This is a genomic window from Staphylococcus sp. HMSC068C09 (assembly GCF_001813735.1).
GTDB lineage: Bacteria > Bacillota > Bacilli > Staphylococcales > Staphylococcaceae > Staphylococcus > Staphylococcus hominis.
On record NZ_KV813764.1, the window covers coordinates 100,848 to 113,336 of the forward strand.

The following is a 12,489-nucleotide window of genomic DNA, read 5'->3' on the forward strand; positions in this document are numbered from 1 at the left end:
AAGACACATTTAATTTTTGAATTAAATGTGTCTTTTTAATATTGAAATTATTAATTATTTTTATCATCTTTTTTGTATTGTGTATAAATAACTTTAGAATCTTTATTAGGAATGTAAGTTGGGGCGTTGAGTACAACAAATATAAAGAATACCATTAAGAAAAATAGTATCCAATGCGTAAACATACCAATAATAGGTAGAAAAGCAACAAATGATCCAATTAATCCAATAAATGGAATCATTGCCATTGGCTTAATTGTGTTTTGAGAATCTACTAATAGAATGATTCCTAAAATAAGATAAAGTAAAGCATTTAATAATAAAGGTTGCCAACCAAAGCCAAGAATAACTGAGCCTCCTAAAAAAGGAATACCATAGAAAAATTCACTAGCTATTAAGAAGATACTAATAATTGCTAAAGTAAGTTTCACATTTCTTTTCATTTATATTATATTCACCTCCGATAAAGTTCATGAATTTTAAAATAAATTAGCATTAAAAATGTATAGCTATAATTTCAAAATTCATTACTCTCTATATCTATTATAAAGGTTTATAGAAAAAAGGGAAAAAATTTACTCAAAATGGTTGAACTACATAAAAATTTCCAGTACAATACTTAAGTATGTGTTAGACGTAAATAAAAAAAGTTAAAGAAAAACCTTGATTTATCAGTGTTTTTCTTGTAACATATTTAATGTTGGACTTGAAGAAAGCGATGAAGCGAAAGGTTACTGACACACCCGGCCGCTTTGCCATGGCGTTGTGTGAGATAGTTTTCGTGGAGAAGTCTATCACTTCAATGTAGACGAACAAGGAGGGAAAATTATGGCAAAACAAAAAATCAGAATCAGATTAAAAGCTTATGATCACCGTGTAATTGATCAATCAGCAGAAAAGATTGTTGAAACTGCTAAACGTTCTGGTGCAGATGTATCTGGACCAATTCCGTTACCAACAGAAAAATCTGTTTATACAATTATTCGTGCGGTGCACAAGTATAAAGATTCTCGTGAACAATTCGAACAACGTACACACAAACGTTTAATCGACATTGTTAACCCAACACCAAAAACAGTTGATGCTTTAATGGGCTTAAACTTACCATCTGGTGTAGACATCGAAATTAAATTATAATAGATCAATTTAGGAGGTGGACTTTCGATGACCAAAGGAATCTTAGGAAGAAAAATTGGGATGACACAAGTATTCGGAGAAAACGGTGAATTAATCCCTGTTACAGTAGTAGAAGCAAATCAAAACGTAGTATTACAAAAGAAAACTGAAGAAGTTGATGGCTACAATGCTATCCAAGTAGGTTTTGCAGACAAACAAGCATATAAAAAAGATGCTAAATCAAATAAATATGCAAATAAACCAGCTGAAGGTCACGCTAAAAAAGCTGGCGCAGCACCTAAGCGCTTCATTCGTGAATTCAGAAACGTTAATGTTGATGAATACGAAGTAGGTCAAGAAGTCACAGTAGATACTTTTGAAGCTGGAGACATTATTGATGTTACAGGAACTTCAAAAGGTAAAGGTTTCCAAGGTGCAATTAAACGTCATGGTCAAGGTCGTGGACCAATGGCTCACGGTTCTCATTTCCACAGAGCACCAGGTTCAGTAGGTATGGCTTCAGATGCTTCAAGAGTATTTAAAGGTCAAAAAATGCCTGGACGTATGGGCGGTAACACAGTTACAGTTCAAAACTTAGAAGTTGTTCAAGTTGATACTGATAACAATGTTATTTTAGTAAAAGGTAATGTACCTGGACCTAAAAAAGGTTTTGTAGAAATTAAATCTTCAATTAAAAAAGGTAATAAATAATAAGTAGCGAAAGGAGGAAAAAGCATAATGGCTAATTATGATGTATTAAAAGTAGACGGATCAAAATCTGGTTCAGTTGAATTAAGCGATTCAGTTTTCGCAATCGAACCAAACAACAGTGTTCTTTTCGAAGCAATCAATTTACAACGTGCTTCTTTACGTCAAGGTACACACGCAGTGAAAAATCGTTCAGCTGTTCGTGGTGGTGGACGTAAACCATGGAGACAAAAAGGTACAGGACGTGCACGTCAAGGTACAATCCGTGCTCCACAATGGCGTGGTGGTGGTATCGTTTTCGGACCAACTCCAAGAAGCTATTCATACAAAATGCCTAAGAAAATGCGTCGTTTAGCATTACGTTCTGCATTATCTTTCAAAGTTCAAGAAAACAACTTTACAATCGTTGATACTTTTGGTTTTGATGCACCAAAAACAAAAGAATTTAAAAATGTTTTAACTACACTTGAACAACCTAAAAAAGTGTTAGTAGTAACAGAAAACGAAGATGTAAATGTTGAATTATCTGCACGTAATATTCCTGGTGTACAAGTAAGTACTGCTCAAGGATTAAACGTATTAGATATCACTAGCGCTGACAGTGTAATCATTACTGAATCAGCTGCGAAAAAAGTTGAGGAGGTGCTCGGATAATGGAAGCTAGAGATGTTCTTAAGCGCCCCGTAATCACTGAAAAATCTTCTGAAGCAATGGCTGAAGATAAATATACTTTTGACGTAGATACTCGTGCTAACAAAACTCAAGTTAAAATTGCAGTTGAAGAAATTTTCGACGTTAAAGTTGAAAGTGTAAATATCATCAACTACAAACCAAAGAAAAAACGTATGGGCCGTTATCAAGGCTATACAAATAAAAGAAGAAAAGCGATTGTAAAACTTAAAGAAGGTTCAATCGACTTATTCAACTAAAATAAAATAATATTACCATTAAGGAGGTAAGCGACAATGGCTCTTAAAAAGTATAAGCCAATTACAAATGGTCGTCGTAATATGACTACGTTAGACTTCGCTGAAATCACGAAGACTACACCTGAAAAGTCATTATTACAACCGCTACCGAAAAAAGCGGGTCGTAACAATCAAGGTAAATTAACAGTTCGTCACCATGGTGGAGGACATAAACGTCAATATCGTGTAATTGACTTCAAACGTAATAAAGACGGAATCACTGCTAAAGTTGATTCAATCCAATATGATCCAAACCGTTCAGCTAACATTGCTTTATTAGTATATGCTGATGGTGAAAAACGTTACATTATCGCACCAAAAGGATTACAAGTAGGCCAAACAGTTGAAAGTGGTGCTGAAGCAGATATCAAAGTTGGTAATGCTTTACCATTACAAAATATTCCAGTTGGTACTGTAATTCATAATATCGAATTAAAACCTGGTAAAGGTGGACAAATTGCTCGTTCAGCAGGTGCAAGTTCACAAGTACTTGGTAAAGAAGGTAAATATGTATTAATCAGATTACGTTCTGGTGAGGTACGTATGATTTTATCTACTTGCCGTGCTACAATCGGTCAAGTTGGTAACTTACAACATGAACTTGTTAACGCTGGTAAAGCTGGTCGTTCAAGATGGAAAGGTATCCGTCCAACAGTTCGTGGTTCTGTAATGAACCCTAACGATCACCCACACGGTGGTGGTGAAGGTCGTGCTCCTATCGGTAGACCATCTCCAATGTCACCATGGGGTAAACCAACGCTTGGTAAGAAAACACGTCGCGGTAAAAAATCATCTGATAAACTTATCGTTCGTGGACGTAAGAGAAAATAATAACAACTTATTTGAGTGTGCGGCTTAACAGCTGCACGCACACAATAAGAAGGGAGGCGCCCAAATGGCTCGTAGTATTAAAAAAGGACCTTTCGTTGATGATCATTTAATGAAAAAAGTAGAAGCTCAAGACGGAAGTGAAAAGAAACAAGTAATCAAAACATGGTCACGTCGTTCTACAATTTTCCCAAATTTCATCGGTCATACTTTTGCAGTATATGATGGTCGTAAACATGTACCTGTTTATGTAACTGAAGATATGGTTGGTCACAAATTAGGTGAATTTGCTCCAACTCGTACATTTAAAGGACATGCAGCTGACGATAAAAAAACTAGTAGATAATAATATATATAAGTAGAGGAGGATATCCTAATGGAAGCAAAAGCGGTTGCTAGAACAATCAGAATCGCACCTCGTAAAGTAAGATTAGTTCTTGACTTAATTAGAGGTAAAAATGCTGGAGAAGCTATTGCTATTTTAAAATTAACTAATAAAGCTTCATCACCAGTAATTGAAAAAGTATTAATGTCCGCTTTAGCAAATGCTGAACATAACTATGACATGAATACAGATGAATTAGTTGTTAAAGAAGCATATGCAAATGAAGGACCAACTTTAAAACGTTTCCGTCCACGTGCACAAGGTCGTGCAAGTGCAATCAACAAACGTACAAGCCACATTACAATCGTCGTAAGTGACGGTAAAGAAGAAGCTAAAGAAGCTTAATAACTATTTAAGGAGGGAATACTGTGGGTCAAAAAATTAATCCTATCGGACTTCGTGTTGGAGTTATCCGTGATTGGGAAGCTAAATGGTACGCTGAAAAAGATTTCGCTTCTTTATTACACGAAGATTTAAGAATCCGTAAATTCATTGATAACGAATTAAAAGAAGCGTCAGTTTCTCACGTTGACATTGAACGTGCTGCTAACCGTATTAACATCGCAATCCACACTGGTAAACCTGGTATGGTAATTGGTAAAGGCGGTTCAGAAATTGAAAAACTTCGTAATAAATTAAATAACTTAACTGATAAAAAAGTACACATCAACGTTGTGGAAATTAAAAAAGTTGATATGGATGCTCGTTTAGTAGCAGAAAATATCGCACGTCAATTAGAAAATCGTGCTTCATTCCGTCGTGTACAAAAACAAGCTATTACAAGAGCTATGAAACTTGGTGCAAAAGGTATCAAAACTCAAGTATCAGGTCGTTTAGGCGGAGCTGACATCGCTCGTGCTGAACAATATTCAGAAGGAACTGTTCCACTTCATACTTTACGTGCTGACATTGATTATGCACATGCTGAAGCAGACACTACTTATGGTAAATTAGGTGTTAAAGTATGGATTTATCGTGGTGAAGTTCTTCCTACTAAGAATACTAGTGAAGGAGGAAAATAATAATGTTACTACCAAAACGTGTTAAATATCGTCGTCAACATCGTCCAAAAACAACTGGTCGTTCTAAAGGCGGTAACTTTGTAACATTTGGTGAGTATGGTTTACAAGCTACAACAACTTCTTGGATCACATCTCGTCAAATCGAATCTGCTCGTATCGCTATGACACGTTACATGAAACGTGGCGGGAAAGTTTGGATTAAAATCTTCCCACATACGCCTTACACTAAAAAACCTTTAGAAGTACGTATGGGTGCTGGTAAAGGTGCTGTTGAAGGCTGGATCGCAGTTGTAAAACCAGGTCGTATTTTATTTGAAATCGCTGGTGTATCTGAAGATGTAGCTCGTGAAGCATTACGTTTAGCAAGTCACAAACTTCCAGTAAAAACTAAGTTTGTAAAACGTGAAGAATTGGGTGGTGAAACAAATGAAAGCTAAGGAAATTAGAGACTTAACCACTTCAGAAATCGAAGAACAAATCAAATCTTCAAAAGAAGAGCTTTTTAACCTACGCTTTCAGTTAGCTACAGGTCAATTAGAAGAAACTGCACGTATTCGTACAGTTAGAAAAACAATTGCACGTCTAAAAACTGTTGCTCGTGAAAGAGAAATTGAACAAAGTAAAGCTAATCAATAAAGTATAGGAAAGAGGAGGTTACAAAAGTGAGTGAAAGAAACGATCGTAAAGTTTATGTAGGTAAAGTTGTTTCTGATAAAATGGACAAAACAATTACTGTACTTGTTGAAACTTACAAAACACACAAATTATACGGTAAACGAGTAAAATACTCTAAAAAATATAAAACTCATGATGAAAACAATTCAGCTAAATTAGGAGATATTGTTAGAATTCAAGAAACTCGTCCTTTATCAGCATCAAAACGTTTCCGTTTAGTAGAAATTGTTGAAGAATCAGTAATTATTTAATACAAGATTAGAGATAAGGGAGGTTTAACTAATGATCCAACAAGAAACGCGTTTAAAAGTAGCAGACAACTCTGGTGCTCGTGAAGTACTTACAATCAAAGTATTAGGTGGATCTGGTCGCAAAACAGCGAACATTGGCGATATCATCGTATGTACTGTTAAAAATGCAACACCAGGTGGCGTTGTTAAAAAAGGCGACGTTGTGAAAGCTGTTGTTGTTAGAACTAAATCAGGCGTACGTCGTAACGATGGTTCTTATATCAAATTTGATGAAAATGCATGTGTCATTATTCGTGATGACAAAGGCCCACGTGGTACTCGTATCTTTGGTCCTGTTGCTCGTGAATTACGTGAAGGTAACTTCATGAAAATCGTATCATTAGCACCAGAAGTACTATAATTTATTAAAACCATAATATTTAAGGAGGTGCCCACATGCATATCAAAAAAGGTGACAACGTTAAAGTTATCGCAGGTAAAGATAAAGGTAAAGAAGGTAAAGTAATCGCTACTGAACCTAAAAAAGACCGCGTCGTTGTGGAAGGTGTTAACGTTATTAAAAAACACCAAAAACCAACTCAATTAAATCCTGAAGGTGGAATCTTAGAAACAGAGGCAGCAATCCATGTTTCTAACGTACAATTATTAGATCCTAAAACAAATGAACCTACTCGTGTTGGTTACAAATTTGTAGATGGTAAAAAAGTTCGTATCGCTAAAAAATCTGGCGAAGAAATCAAATCTAATAATTAATAACTAGTTGAAAGGAGGATCCACTTTGAACCGTTTAAAAGAAAGATATAATACTGAAGTTACTCAAAACTTAGTTAAAAAATTCAACTATAGTTCAGTAATGGAAGTACCAAAAATCGAAAAAATCGTTGTAAATATGGGTGTTGGTGATGCAGTTCAAAACTCTAAAGTGTTAGATAATGCTGTTGAAGAGTTAGAATTAATCACTGGACAAAAACCATTAATCACTAAAGCAAAAAAATCAGTTGCAACATTCCGTTTACGTGAAGGTATGCCAATCGGTGCAAAAGTAACACTTCGCGGAGAAAGAATGTATGAATTCTTAGATAAATTAATCGCAGTTTCATTACCTCGTGTACGTGACTTCCAAGGTGTTTCTAAAACAGCTTTCGATGGTCGTGGTAACTACACTTTAGGAATTAAAGAACAATTAATTTTCCCAGAAATCGATTATGATAAAGTAAGTAAAGTAAGAGGAATGGATATTGTTATCGTAACAACTGCTAACACTGACGAGGAAGCTCGTGAATTGTTAACAAACTTCGGTATGCCATTTCGTAAATAAACTCTAAAAGGAGGCTAATTAAGTGGCTAAAACTTCTATGGTTGCTAAGCAACAGAAAAAACAAAAATATGCAGTACGTGAATATACTCGTTGTGAACGCTGTGGTCGTCCACATTCTGTATATCGTAAATTTAAATTATGCCGTATTTGTTTTCGTGAATTAGCTTATAAAGGCCAAATTCCTGGCGTACGTAAAGCTAGCTGGTAAGATAAAAGAGTTTGAAAGGAGGCAACAATAAATGACTATGACAGATCCAATCGCAGATATGCTTACTCGTGTAAGAAACGCAAACATGGTGCGTCACGAGAAATTAGAATTACCTGCATCAAATATTAAAAAACAAATTGCTGAAATCTTAAAAAATGAAGGTTTCATTAAAAACGTAGAATACGTTGAAGATGATAAACAAGGTGTTATTCGTTTATTCTTAAAATATGGTCAAAACAATGAACGTGTTATCACAGGATTAAAACGTATCTCAAAACCAGGTTTACGTGTATATGCTAAAGCGAACGAAGTGCCTAAAGTATTAAATGGTTTAGGTATCGCATTAGTTTCAACTTCTGAAGGTGTTATCACTGATAAAGAAGCTAGAAAACGTAACGTTGGTGGAGAAATCATCGCATACGTTTGGTAATAATAAATAAGGAGGTGCCATAACATGAGTCGTGTTGGTAAGAAAATTATTGACATCCCTAGTGACGTTACAGTAACTTTTGACGGACAAACAGCTACTGTAAAAGGTCCTAAAGGTGAATTAACTAGAACTTTTGATGAAAGAATGACTTTTAAACAAGATGAAAACACTCTAGAAGTTGTAAGACCTACTGATTCTAAAGAAGATAGAACAGTTCACGGTACAACTCGTGCGTTATTAAATAATATGGTACAAGGTGTTTCTCAAGGTTTTGTTAAAACTCTTGAACTTGTTGGTGTAGGTTACCGTGCTCAAATGCAAGGTAATGACTTAGTATTAAACGTTGGTTACTCTCATCCTGTTGAAATTAAAGCTGAAGATGGCATTACTTTCGCAGTAGAGAAAAATACAACTGTTACAGTATCTGGTGTATCTAAAGAACAAGTTGGAGCTATCGCTTCTAATATTCGTTCAGTAAGACCTCCAGAACCTTATAAAGGAAAAGGTATCCGTTACCAAGGTGAATATGTTCGCCGTAAAGAAGGTAAAACTGGTAAATAATAGATAACTCTCTAAAGAAAGGAGTAATACAATGATCAGTAAAATTGATAAAAACAAAGTGCGTTTGAAAAGACATGCTCGTGTGCGTACTAAATTATCAGGTACAGCTGAAAAACCACGTTTAAATGTATACCGTTCAAACAAACATATTTATGCACAAATTATTGATGATGTTAAAGGTGAAACTTTAGTACAAGCTTCATCTCAAGATAAAGATATCGCTAGTGATTCTACTTCTAAAGTTGATTTATCAACTAAAGTTGGTGAAGTAATCGCTAAAAAAGCTTCAGATAAAGGTATCAAAGAAATCGTATTTGATCGTGGTGGCTATTTATATCATGGTCGCGTTAAAGCGTTAGCTGAAGCTGCGAGAGAAAACGGATTAGAATTTTAATTTAAAGGAGGGACAAATACATGGCTCGTAGAGAAGAAGAAACGAAAGAATTTGAAGAACGCGTTGTTACAATTAATCGTGTTGCTAAAGTTGTTAAAGGTGGACGTCGTTTCCGTTTCACTGCATTAGTAGTAGTAGGAGATAAAAATGGTCGTGTAGGTTTCGGTACTGGTAAAGCTCAAGAGGTACCAGAAGCTATTAAAAAAGCTGTAGAAGCAGCTAAAAAAGATTTAGTAGTAGTTCCACGTGTAGAAGGAACAACTCCTCACACTATCACTGGCCGTTATGGTTCTGGTAGCGTATTTATGAAACCAGCTGCACCTGGTACAGGAGTTATCGCTGGTGGTCCAGTACGTGCCGTATTAGAATTAGCAGGTATCACTGATATCTTAAGTAAATCATTAGGTTCAAATACACCTATCAACATGGTACGTGCGACATTAAATGGTTTACAAAACCTTAAAAACGCTGAAGATGTTGCGAAATTACGTGGCAAATCAGTAGAAGAATTATATAATTAAGGAGGGAAAATAAATAATGGCTAAATTACAAATTACCCTCACTCGTAGTGTTATTGGTCGTCCTGAAACACAACGTAAAACTGTTGAAGCGTTAGGTCTTAAAAAGACTAATAGTTCAGTAGTTGTTGAAGATAACCCTGCAATTCGTGGGCAAATCAACAAAGTTAAACACTTATTAACAGTTGAAGAAAAATAATTAAGGAGGTGCCTAAATAATGAAATTACATGAGTTAAAATCAGCTGAAGGTTCACGTCGTGTACGTAATCGTGTAGGTCGTGGTGCTGGTACAGGTAATGGTAAAACTAGTGGTCGCGGTCAAAAAGGTCAAAAAGCACGTTCAGGTGGTAGCGTAAGACCAGGATTTGAAGGTGGACAATTACCTTTATTCCGTCGTTTACCAAAACGAGGTTTCACTAACATTAATCGTAAAGAATATGCTATTGTTAACTTAGACCAACTTAATCAATTTGAAGATGGTACTGAAGTAACTCCAGCTTTATTAGTTGAAACTGGTGTGGTTAAGAATGAAAAATCTGGTATTAAAGTACTAGGTAATGGTTCACTTGATAAAAAATTGACAGTGAAAGCTCACAAATTCTCAGCTTCAGCGGTTGAAGCTATCGATGCTAAAGGTGGAGCACACGAGGTGATCTAATGTTTCAAACGTTTATGAGCTTCTTTAAAACTAAAGAAGTTCGAAACAAGATTTTCTTCACATTAGCAATGTTAGTAATATTCAAAATAGGAACTTATATTCCGGCTCCTGGAGTTAATCCTGAGCCTTTTGAACAGCAAGGTTCTGATCAAGGTGTCGCTGCTCTTCTTAATACGTTTGGTGGCGGAGCCTTAAAGAACTTTTCTATCTTTGCTATGGGTATAATGCCGTACATCACTGCTTCTATCGTAATGCAATTATTACAAATGGACATTGTCCCTAAATTTACTGAATGGGCTAAACAAGGTGAAGTAGGTAAAAGAAAGCTTAGCAATGTAACACGTTATTTCGCTATCATATTGGCATTTATACAGTCAATTGGTATGGCATTTCAATTTAATAACTATTTAGGCGGTAAATTGATTATTCATCAATCTGTCATGAGTTATTTATTGATTGCTGTAGTTTTAACAACTGGAACTGCATTTTTAATTTGGCTTGGTGATCAAATTACACAATTTGGTGTAGGTAATGGTATTTCAATCATTATCTTTGCAGGTATTTTATCAACGTTGCCATCATCAATTATCCAATTTGTGCAACAAGCATTTGTTGGTAATGACGATACAACGTTAGCATGGTTAAAAGTCATCGGTTTAATTGTTGGATTAATTTTATTAACAATTGGAGCGATTTATGTATTGGAAGCGAAACGTAAAATTCCAATTCAGTATGCTAAAAAACAATCTGCACAACGTTTAGGATCACAAGCAACATATCTACCTTTAAAAGTAAACTCTGCAGGGGTTATTCCAGTCATCTTTGCGATGGCATTCTTCTTATTGCCAAGAACATTAACATTGTTCTTCCCTAAAGCTGATTGGGCGCAAAGTATTGCAGAATATGCTAACCCTTCAAACACTTATGGTATGATTGTTTATGTTATATTAATTATTGCATTTGCATATTTCTATGCCTTTGTTCAAGTTAATCCTGAAAAAATGGCTGACAACTTGAAAAAACAAGGTAGTTATGTACCAGGAATTAGACCTGGGGAACAAACAAAAAAATATATTACTAAAGTACTTTATCGCTTAACTTTTGTAGGCTCTATTTTCTTAGCAGTTATTGCTATTCTTCCAATTATAGCGACAAAATTTATGAATTTACCTCAATCAATTCAAATTGGTGGTACAAGTTTATTAATCGTTATTGGTGTAGCAATTGAAACTATGAAATCACTTGAAGCACAAGTGAGTCAAAAAGAATATAAAGGCTTTGGTGGTAGATAATTTGTAGGAGGGCAATTTATGAATATCATTTTAATGGGTTTACCTGGAGCTGGTAAAGGTACTCAAGCGAGTGAAATTGTTAAGAAATTCCCAATACCACATATATCTACTGGTGACATGTTCAGAAAAGCGATTAAAGATGAAACTGATTTAGGAAAAGAAGCTAAATCATACATGGATCGTGGAGAATTAGTCCCTGATGAAGTTACTGTAGGTATCGTTAAAGAAAGAATTTCTGAAGACGATGCAAAAAAAGGTTTCTTATTAGATGGATTCCCTAGAACAATTGAGCAAGCTGAGGCATTAAACAACATTATGTCTGAGCTTGACAGAAATATTGATGCTGTTATCAATATTGAAGTTCCTGAGGAAGAACTAATGAATCGTCTTACAGGTCGTCGTATCTGTGAGAAATGTGGTACAACTTATCATCTTGTATTTAATCCTCCAAAGGTTGATGGTGTTTGTGATATCGATGGTGGAAAACTTTATCAACGTAAAGATGATAATCCAGAAACAGTATCTAATCGTTTAAGCGTTAATGTTAAACAATCTAAGCCAATTTTAGAGTATTACGATGAAAAAGGCGTATTGAAAAACATTGATGGTGCGAAAGATATTGACGAAGTAACCAAAGATGTCATTGATATCTTAGATCAATTAAAATAGGTCAACTAATGTGCGATCTAGATTTATGTGAACTTTGATTAGGTTTCTCTGGCAAGAATTTATTTTTTGAGTGTCGTATGACGATCATAATTCCCGCATTTTGTTAAACTTATAATAACTATTCACTATATTAGATTCGTATCGTTGAAGTTGTCTATTGACGATTACCTTACTATTGTAAAAAGGGGGAAGTTAATCAATGGCGAAACAAGATGTAATAGAATTAGAAGGTACAGTACTTGATACTTTACCAAATGCTATGTTTAAAGTAGAATTAGAAAATGGTCATGAAATTTTAGCACATGTAAGTGGTAAAATTAGAATGAATTATATTCGTATTCTACCTGGCGACAAAGTAACAGTAGAAATGTCTCCGTATGATTTATCACGCGGTAGAATTACGTATCGTTATAAATAATCGTCACTCCATAATATAGGGAGGTATAAAAATGAAAGTAAGACCATCAGTAAAACCTATTTGCGAAAA

The 12,489-nt window shown here is 35.0% G+C and carries 25 protein-coding genes; 24 read left to right on the forward strand and 1 reads right to left on the reverse strand.

The window, feature by feature from the left end:
- Positions 1 to 50: 50 nt before the first annotated feature.
- Positions 51 to 443, reverse strand: coding sequence for a hypothetical protein (locus HMPREF2930_RS07980; protein WP_017174846.1), 393 nt, complete (start codon positions 441 to 443; stop codon positions 51 to 53).
- Between the two features lie 385 nt (positions 444 to 828).
- Between HMPREF2930_RS07980 and rpsJ the strand changes: the two genes are divergently transcribed.
- From rpsJ to infA, 24 genes are all read left to right on the forward strand, one after another.
- Complete coding sequence (rpsJ, locus tag HMPREF2930_RS07985; RefSeq protein WP_001118667.1) at positions 829 to 1,137, forward strand: 30S ribosomal protein S10; 309 nt, start codon at positions 829 to 831, stop codon at positions 1,135 to 1,137.
- 27 nt (positions 1,138 to 1,164) lie between these two features.
- Positions 1,165 to 1,827: a 50S ribosomal protein L3 gene (gene rplC / locus HMPREF2930_RS07990; protein ID WP_002448523.1), complete on the forward strand. Its 663-nt coding sequence runs from the start codon at positions 1,165 to 1,167 to the stop codon at positions 1,825 to 1,827.
- 27 nt (positions 1,828 to 1,854) lie between these two features.
- Positions 1,855 to 2,478 (forward strand): 50S ribosomal protein L4, encoded by a 624-nt coding sequence (gene rplD, locus HMPREF2930_RS07995; protein WP_002448327.1) that lies wholly within the window; start codon positions 1,855 to 1,857, stop codon positions 2,476 to 2,478.
- Positions 2,478 to 2,753, forward strand: coding sequence for a 50S ribosomal protein L23 (rplW, locus tag HMPREF2930_RS08000; RefSeq protein WP_002448403.1), 276 nt, complete (start codon positions 2,478 to 2,480; stop codon positions 2,751 to 2,753). Before rplD ends, rplW begins: the two co-directional genes overlap by 1 nt.
- A 36-nt stretch (positions 2,754 to 2,789) precedes the next feature.
- A complete protein-coding gene (gene rplB, locus HMPREF2930_RS08005) occupies positions 2,790 to 3,623 on the forward strand; it encodes a 50S ribosomal protein L2 (RefSeq protein ID WP_002448473.1) in 834 nt (277 codons plus the stop codon).
- Between the two features lie 64 nt (positions 3,624 to 3,687).
- Positions 3,688 to 3,966: a 30S ribosomal protein S19 gene (rpsS, locus tag HMPREF2930_RS08010; RefSeq protein WP_002448348.1), complete on the forward strand. Its 279-nt coding sequence runs from the start codon at positions 3,688 to 3,690 to the stop codon at positions 3,964 to 3,966.
- A 30-nt stretch (positions 3,967 to 3,996) separates the two neighbouring features.
- Positions 3,997 to 4,350, forward strand: coding sequence for a 50S ribosomal protein L22 (gene rplV, locus HMPREF2930_RS08015; RefSeq protein ID WP_001829734.1), 354 nt, complete (start codon positions 3,997 to 3,999; stop codon positions 4,348 to 4,350).
- A 23-nt stretch (positions 4,351 to 4,373) separates the two neighbouring features.
- Positions 4,374 to 5,027, forward strand: a complete 654-nt coding sequence (gene rpsC / locus HMPREF2930_RS08020) for a 30S ribosomal protein S3 (protein ID WP_017174845.1) — start codon at positions 4,374 to 4,376, stop codon at positions 5,025 to 5,027.
- A gap of 2 nt (positions 5,028 to 5,029) precedes the next feature.
- On the forward strand, positions 5,030 to 5,464 hold the full coding sequence (rplP, locus tag HMPREF2930_RS08025; protein ID WP_002448374.1) for a 50S ribosomal protein L16: 435 nt from the start codon (positions 5,030 to 5,032) through the stop codon (positions 5,462 to 5,464).
- Complete coding sequence (rpmC, locus tag HMPREF2930_RS08030) at positions 5,454 to 5,663, forward strand: 50S ribosomal protein L29 (RefSeq protein WP_000644737.1); 210 nt, start codon at positions 5,454 to 5,456, stop codon at positions 5,661 to 5,663. Before rplP ends, rpmC begins: the two co-directional genes overlap by 11 nt.
- Before the next feature lie 26 nt (positions 5,664 to 5,689).
- Positions 5,690 to 5,953 (forward strand): 30S ribosomal protein S17, encoded by a 264-nt coding sequence (gene rpsQ / locus HMPREF2930_RS08035; protein ID WP_002448443.1) that lies wholly within the window; start codon positions 5,690 to 5,692, stop codon positions 5,951 to 5,953.
- Positions 5,954 to 5,984: 31 nt separating this feature from the next.
- Complete coding sequence (gene rplN, locus HMPREF2930_RS08040; protein ID WP_002432661.1) at positions 5,985 to 6,353, forward strand: 50S ribosomal protein L14; 369 nt, start codon at positions 5,985 to 5,987, stop codon at positions 6,351 to 6,353.
- A gap of 35 nt (positions 6,354 to 6,388) precedes the next feature.
- Entirely contained in the window at positions 6,389 to 6,706 is a 318-nt protein-coding gene (gene rplX, locus HMPREF2930_RS08045) for a 50S ribosomal protein L24 (RefSeq protein WP_002448459.1), read from the forward strand.
- Positions 6,707 to 6,731: 25 nt separating this feature from the next.
- Complete coding sequence (rplE, locus tag HMPREF2930_RS08050) at positions 6,732 to 7,271, forward strand: 50S ribosomal protein L5 (protein WP_002448593.1); 540 nt, start codon at positions 6,732 to 6,734, stop codon at positions 7,269 to 7,271.
- A gap of 22 nt (positions 7,272 to 7,293) precedes the next feature.
- Positions 7,294 to 7,479 (forward strand): type Z 30S ribosomal protein S14, encoded by a 186-nt coding sequence (locus HMPREF2930_RS08055; protein WP_001140799.1) that lies wholly within the window; start codon positions 7,294 to 7,296, stop codon positions 7,477 to 7,479.
- Positions 7,480 to 7,510: 31 nt separating this feature from the next.
- Positions 7,511 to 7,909, forward strand: a complete 399-nt coding sequence (gene rpsH, locus HMPREF2930_RS08060) for a 30S ribosomal protein S8 (RefSeq protein WP_002448514.1) — start codon at positions 7,511 to 7,513, stop codon at positions 7,907 to 7,909.
- 24 nt (positions 7,910 to 7,933) lie between these two features.
- The gene (rplF, locus tag HMPREF2930_RS08065; RefSeq protein ID WP_002448579.1) at positions 7,934 to 8,470 is read left to right on the forward strand and encodes a 50S ribosomal protein L6; all 537 of its coding nucleotides are present in this window, start codon (positions 7,934 to 7,936) and stop codon (positions 8,468 to 8,470) included.
- A 31-nt stretch (positions 8,471 to 8,501) separates the two neighbouring features.
- Positions 8,502 to 8,864 (forward strand): 50S ribosomal protein L18, encoded by a 363-nt coding sequence (gene rplR / locus HMPREF2930_RS08070; protein WP_017174843.1) that lies wholly within the window; start codon positions 8,502 to 8,504, stop codon positions 8,862 to 8,864.
- 20 nt (positions 8,865 to 8,884) lie between these two features.
- A complete protein-coding gene (gene rpsE, locus HMPREF2930_RS08075) occupies positions 8,885 to 9,385 on the forward strand; it encodes a 30S ribosomal protein S5 (protein WP_002448405.1) in 501 nt (166 codons plus the stop codon).
- Positions 9,386 to 9,401: 16 nt separating this feature from the next.
- A complete protein-coding gene (gene rpmD / locus HMPREF2930_RS08080) occupies positions 9,402 to 9,581 on the forward strand; it encodes a 50S ribosomal protein L30 (RefSeq protein ID WP_001096576.1) in 180 nt (59 codons plus the stop codon).
- A 19-nt stretch (positions 9,582 to 9,600) separates the two neighbouring features.
- The gene (gene rplO / locus HMPREF2930_RS08085) at positions 9,601 to 10,041 is read left to right on the forward strand and encodes a 50S ribosomal protein L15 (RefSeq protein WP_017174842.1); all 441 of its coding nucleotides are present in this window, start codon (positions 9,601 to 9,603) and stop codon (positions 10,039 to 10,041) included.
- Positions 10,041 to 11,333 carry a preprotein translocase subunit SecY gene (gene secY, locus HMPREF2930_RS08090; protein WP_017174841.1) on the forward strand — a complete coding sequence of 431 codons (1,293 nt, stop codon included), beginning with the start codon at positions 10,041 to 10,043 and terminating at the stop codon, positions 11,331 to 11,333. The genes rplO and secY overlap by 1 nt, the downstream gene beginning before the upstream one ends.
- 18 nt (positions 11,334 to 11,351) lie before the next feature.
- Complete coding sequence (locus tag HMPREF2930_RS08095) at positions 11,352 to 12,002, forward strand: adenylate kinase (protein ID WP_002448556.1); 651 nt, start codon at positions 11,352 to 11,354, stop codon at positions 12,000 to 12,002.
- Between the two features lie 199 nt (positions 12,003 to 12,201).
- The gene (infA, locus tag HMPREF2930_RS08100) at positions 12,202 to 12,420 is read left to right on the forward strand and encodes a translation initiation factor IF-1 (protein WP_001829792.1); all 219 of its coding nucleotides are present in this window, start codon (positions 12,202 to 12,204) and stop codon (positions 12,418 to 12,420) included.
- The last annotated feature ends 69 nt before the right edge of the window (positions 12,421 to 12,489 follow it).

Excerpts from the sequence above, each read along its gene's own strand:
- HMPREF2930_RS07980 (WP_017174846.1), bottom strand. The coding sequence starts at position 443 with ATGAAAAGAAATGTGAAACTTACTTTAGCAATTATTAGTATCTTCTTA.
- rpsJ (WP_001118667.1), top strand. The coding sequence starts at position 829 with ATGGCAAAACAAAAAATCAGAATCAGATTAAAAGCTTATGATCACCGT.
- rplC (WP_002448523.1), top strand. The coding sequence starts at position 1,165 with ATGACCAAAGGAATCTTAGGAAGAAAAATTGGGATGACACAAGTATTC.
- rplD (WP_002448327.1), top strand. The coding sequence starts at position 1,855 with ATGGCTAATTATGATGTATTAAAAGTAGACGGATCAAAATCTGGTTCA.
- rplW (WP_002448403.1), top strand. The coding sequence starts at position 2,478 with ATGGAAGCTAGAGATGTTCTTAAGCGCCCCGTAATCACTGAAAAATCT.
- rplB (WP_002448473.1), top strand. The coding sequence starts at position 2,790 with ATGGCTCTTAAAAAGTATAAGCCAATTACAAATGGTCGTCGTAATATG.
- rpsS (WP_002448348.1), top strand. The coding sequence starts at position 3,688 with ATGGCTCGTAGTATTAAAAAAGGACCTTTCGTTGATGATCATTTAATG.
- rplV (WP_001829734.1), top strand. The coding sequence starts at position 3,997 with ATGGAAGCAAAAGCGGTTGCTAGAACAATCAGAATCGCACCTCGTAAA.
- rplP (WP_002448374.1), top strand. The coding sequence starts at position 5,030 with ATGTTACTACCAAAACGTGTTAAATATCGTCGTCAACATCGTCCAAAA.
- rpmC (WP_000644737.1), top strand. The coding sequence starts at position 5,454 with ATGAAAGCTAAGGAAATTAGAGACTTAACCACTTCAGAAATCGAAGAA.
- rplN (WP_002432661.1), top strand. The coding sequence starts at position 5,985 with ATGATCCAACAAGAAACGCGTTTAAAAGTAGCAGACAACTCTGGTGCT.
- rplX (WP_002448459.1), top strand. The coding sequence starts at position 6,389 with ATGCATATCAAAAAAGGTGACAACGTTAAAGTTATCGCAGGTAAAGAT.
- rpsH (WP_002448514.1), top strand. The coding sequence starts at position 7,511 with ATGACTATGACAGATCCAATCGCAGATATGCTTACTCGTGTAAGAAAC.
- rplF (WP_002448579.1), top strand. The coding sequence starts at position 7,934 with ATGAGTCGTGTTGGTAAGAAAATTATTGACATCCCTAGTGACGTTACA.
- rplR (WP_017174843.1), top strand. The coding sequence starts at position 8,502 with ATGATCAGTAAAATTGATAAAAACAAAGTGCGTTTGAAAAGACATGCT.
- rpsE (WP_002448405.1), top strand. The coding sequence starts at position 8,885 with ATGGCTCGTAGAGAAGAAGAAACGAAAGAATTTGAAGAACGCGTTGTT.
- rpmD (WP_001096576.1), top strand. The coding sequence starts at position 9,402 with ATGGCTAAATTACAAATTACCCTCACTCGTAGTGTTATTGGTCGTCCT.
- rplO (WP_017174842.1), top strand. The coding sequence starts at position 9,601 with ATGAAATTACATGAGTTAAAATCAGCTGAAGGTTCACGTCGTGTACGT.
- secY (WP_017174841.1), top strand. The coding sequence starts at position 10,041 with ATGTTTCAAACGTTTATGAGCTTCTTTAAAACTAAAGAAGTTCGAAAC.
- HMPREF2930_RS08095 (WP_002448556.1), top strand. The coding sequence starts at position 11,352 with ATGAATATCATTTTAATGGGTTTACCTGGAGCTGGTAAAGGTACTCAA.
- infA (WP_001829792.1), top strand. The coding sequence starts at position 12,202 with ATGGCGAAACAAGATGTAATAGAATTAGAAGGTACAGTACTTGATACT.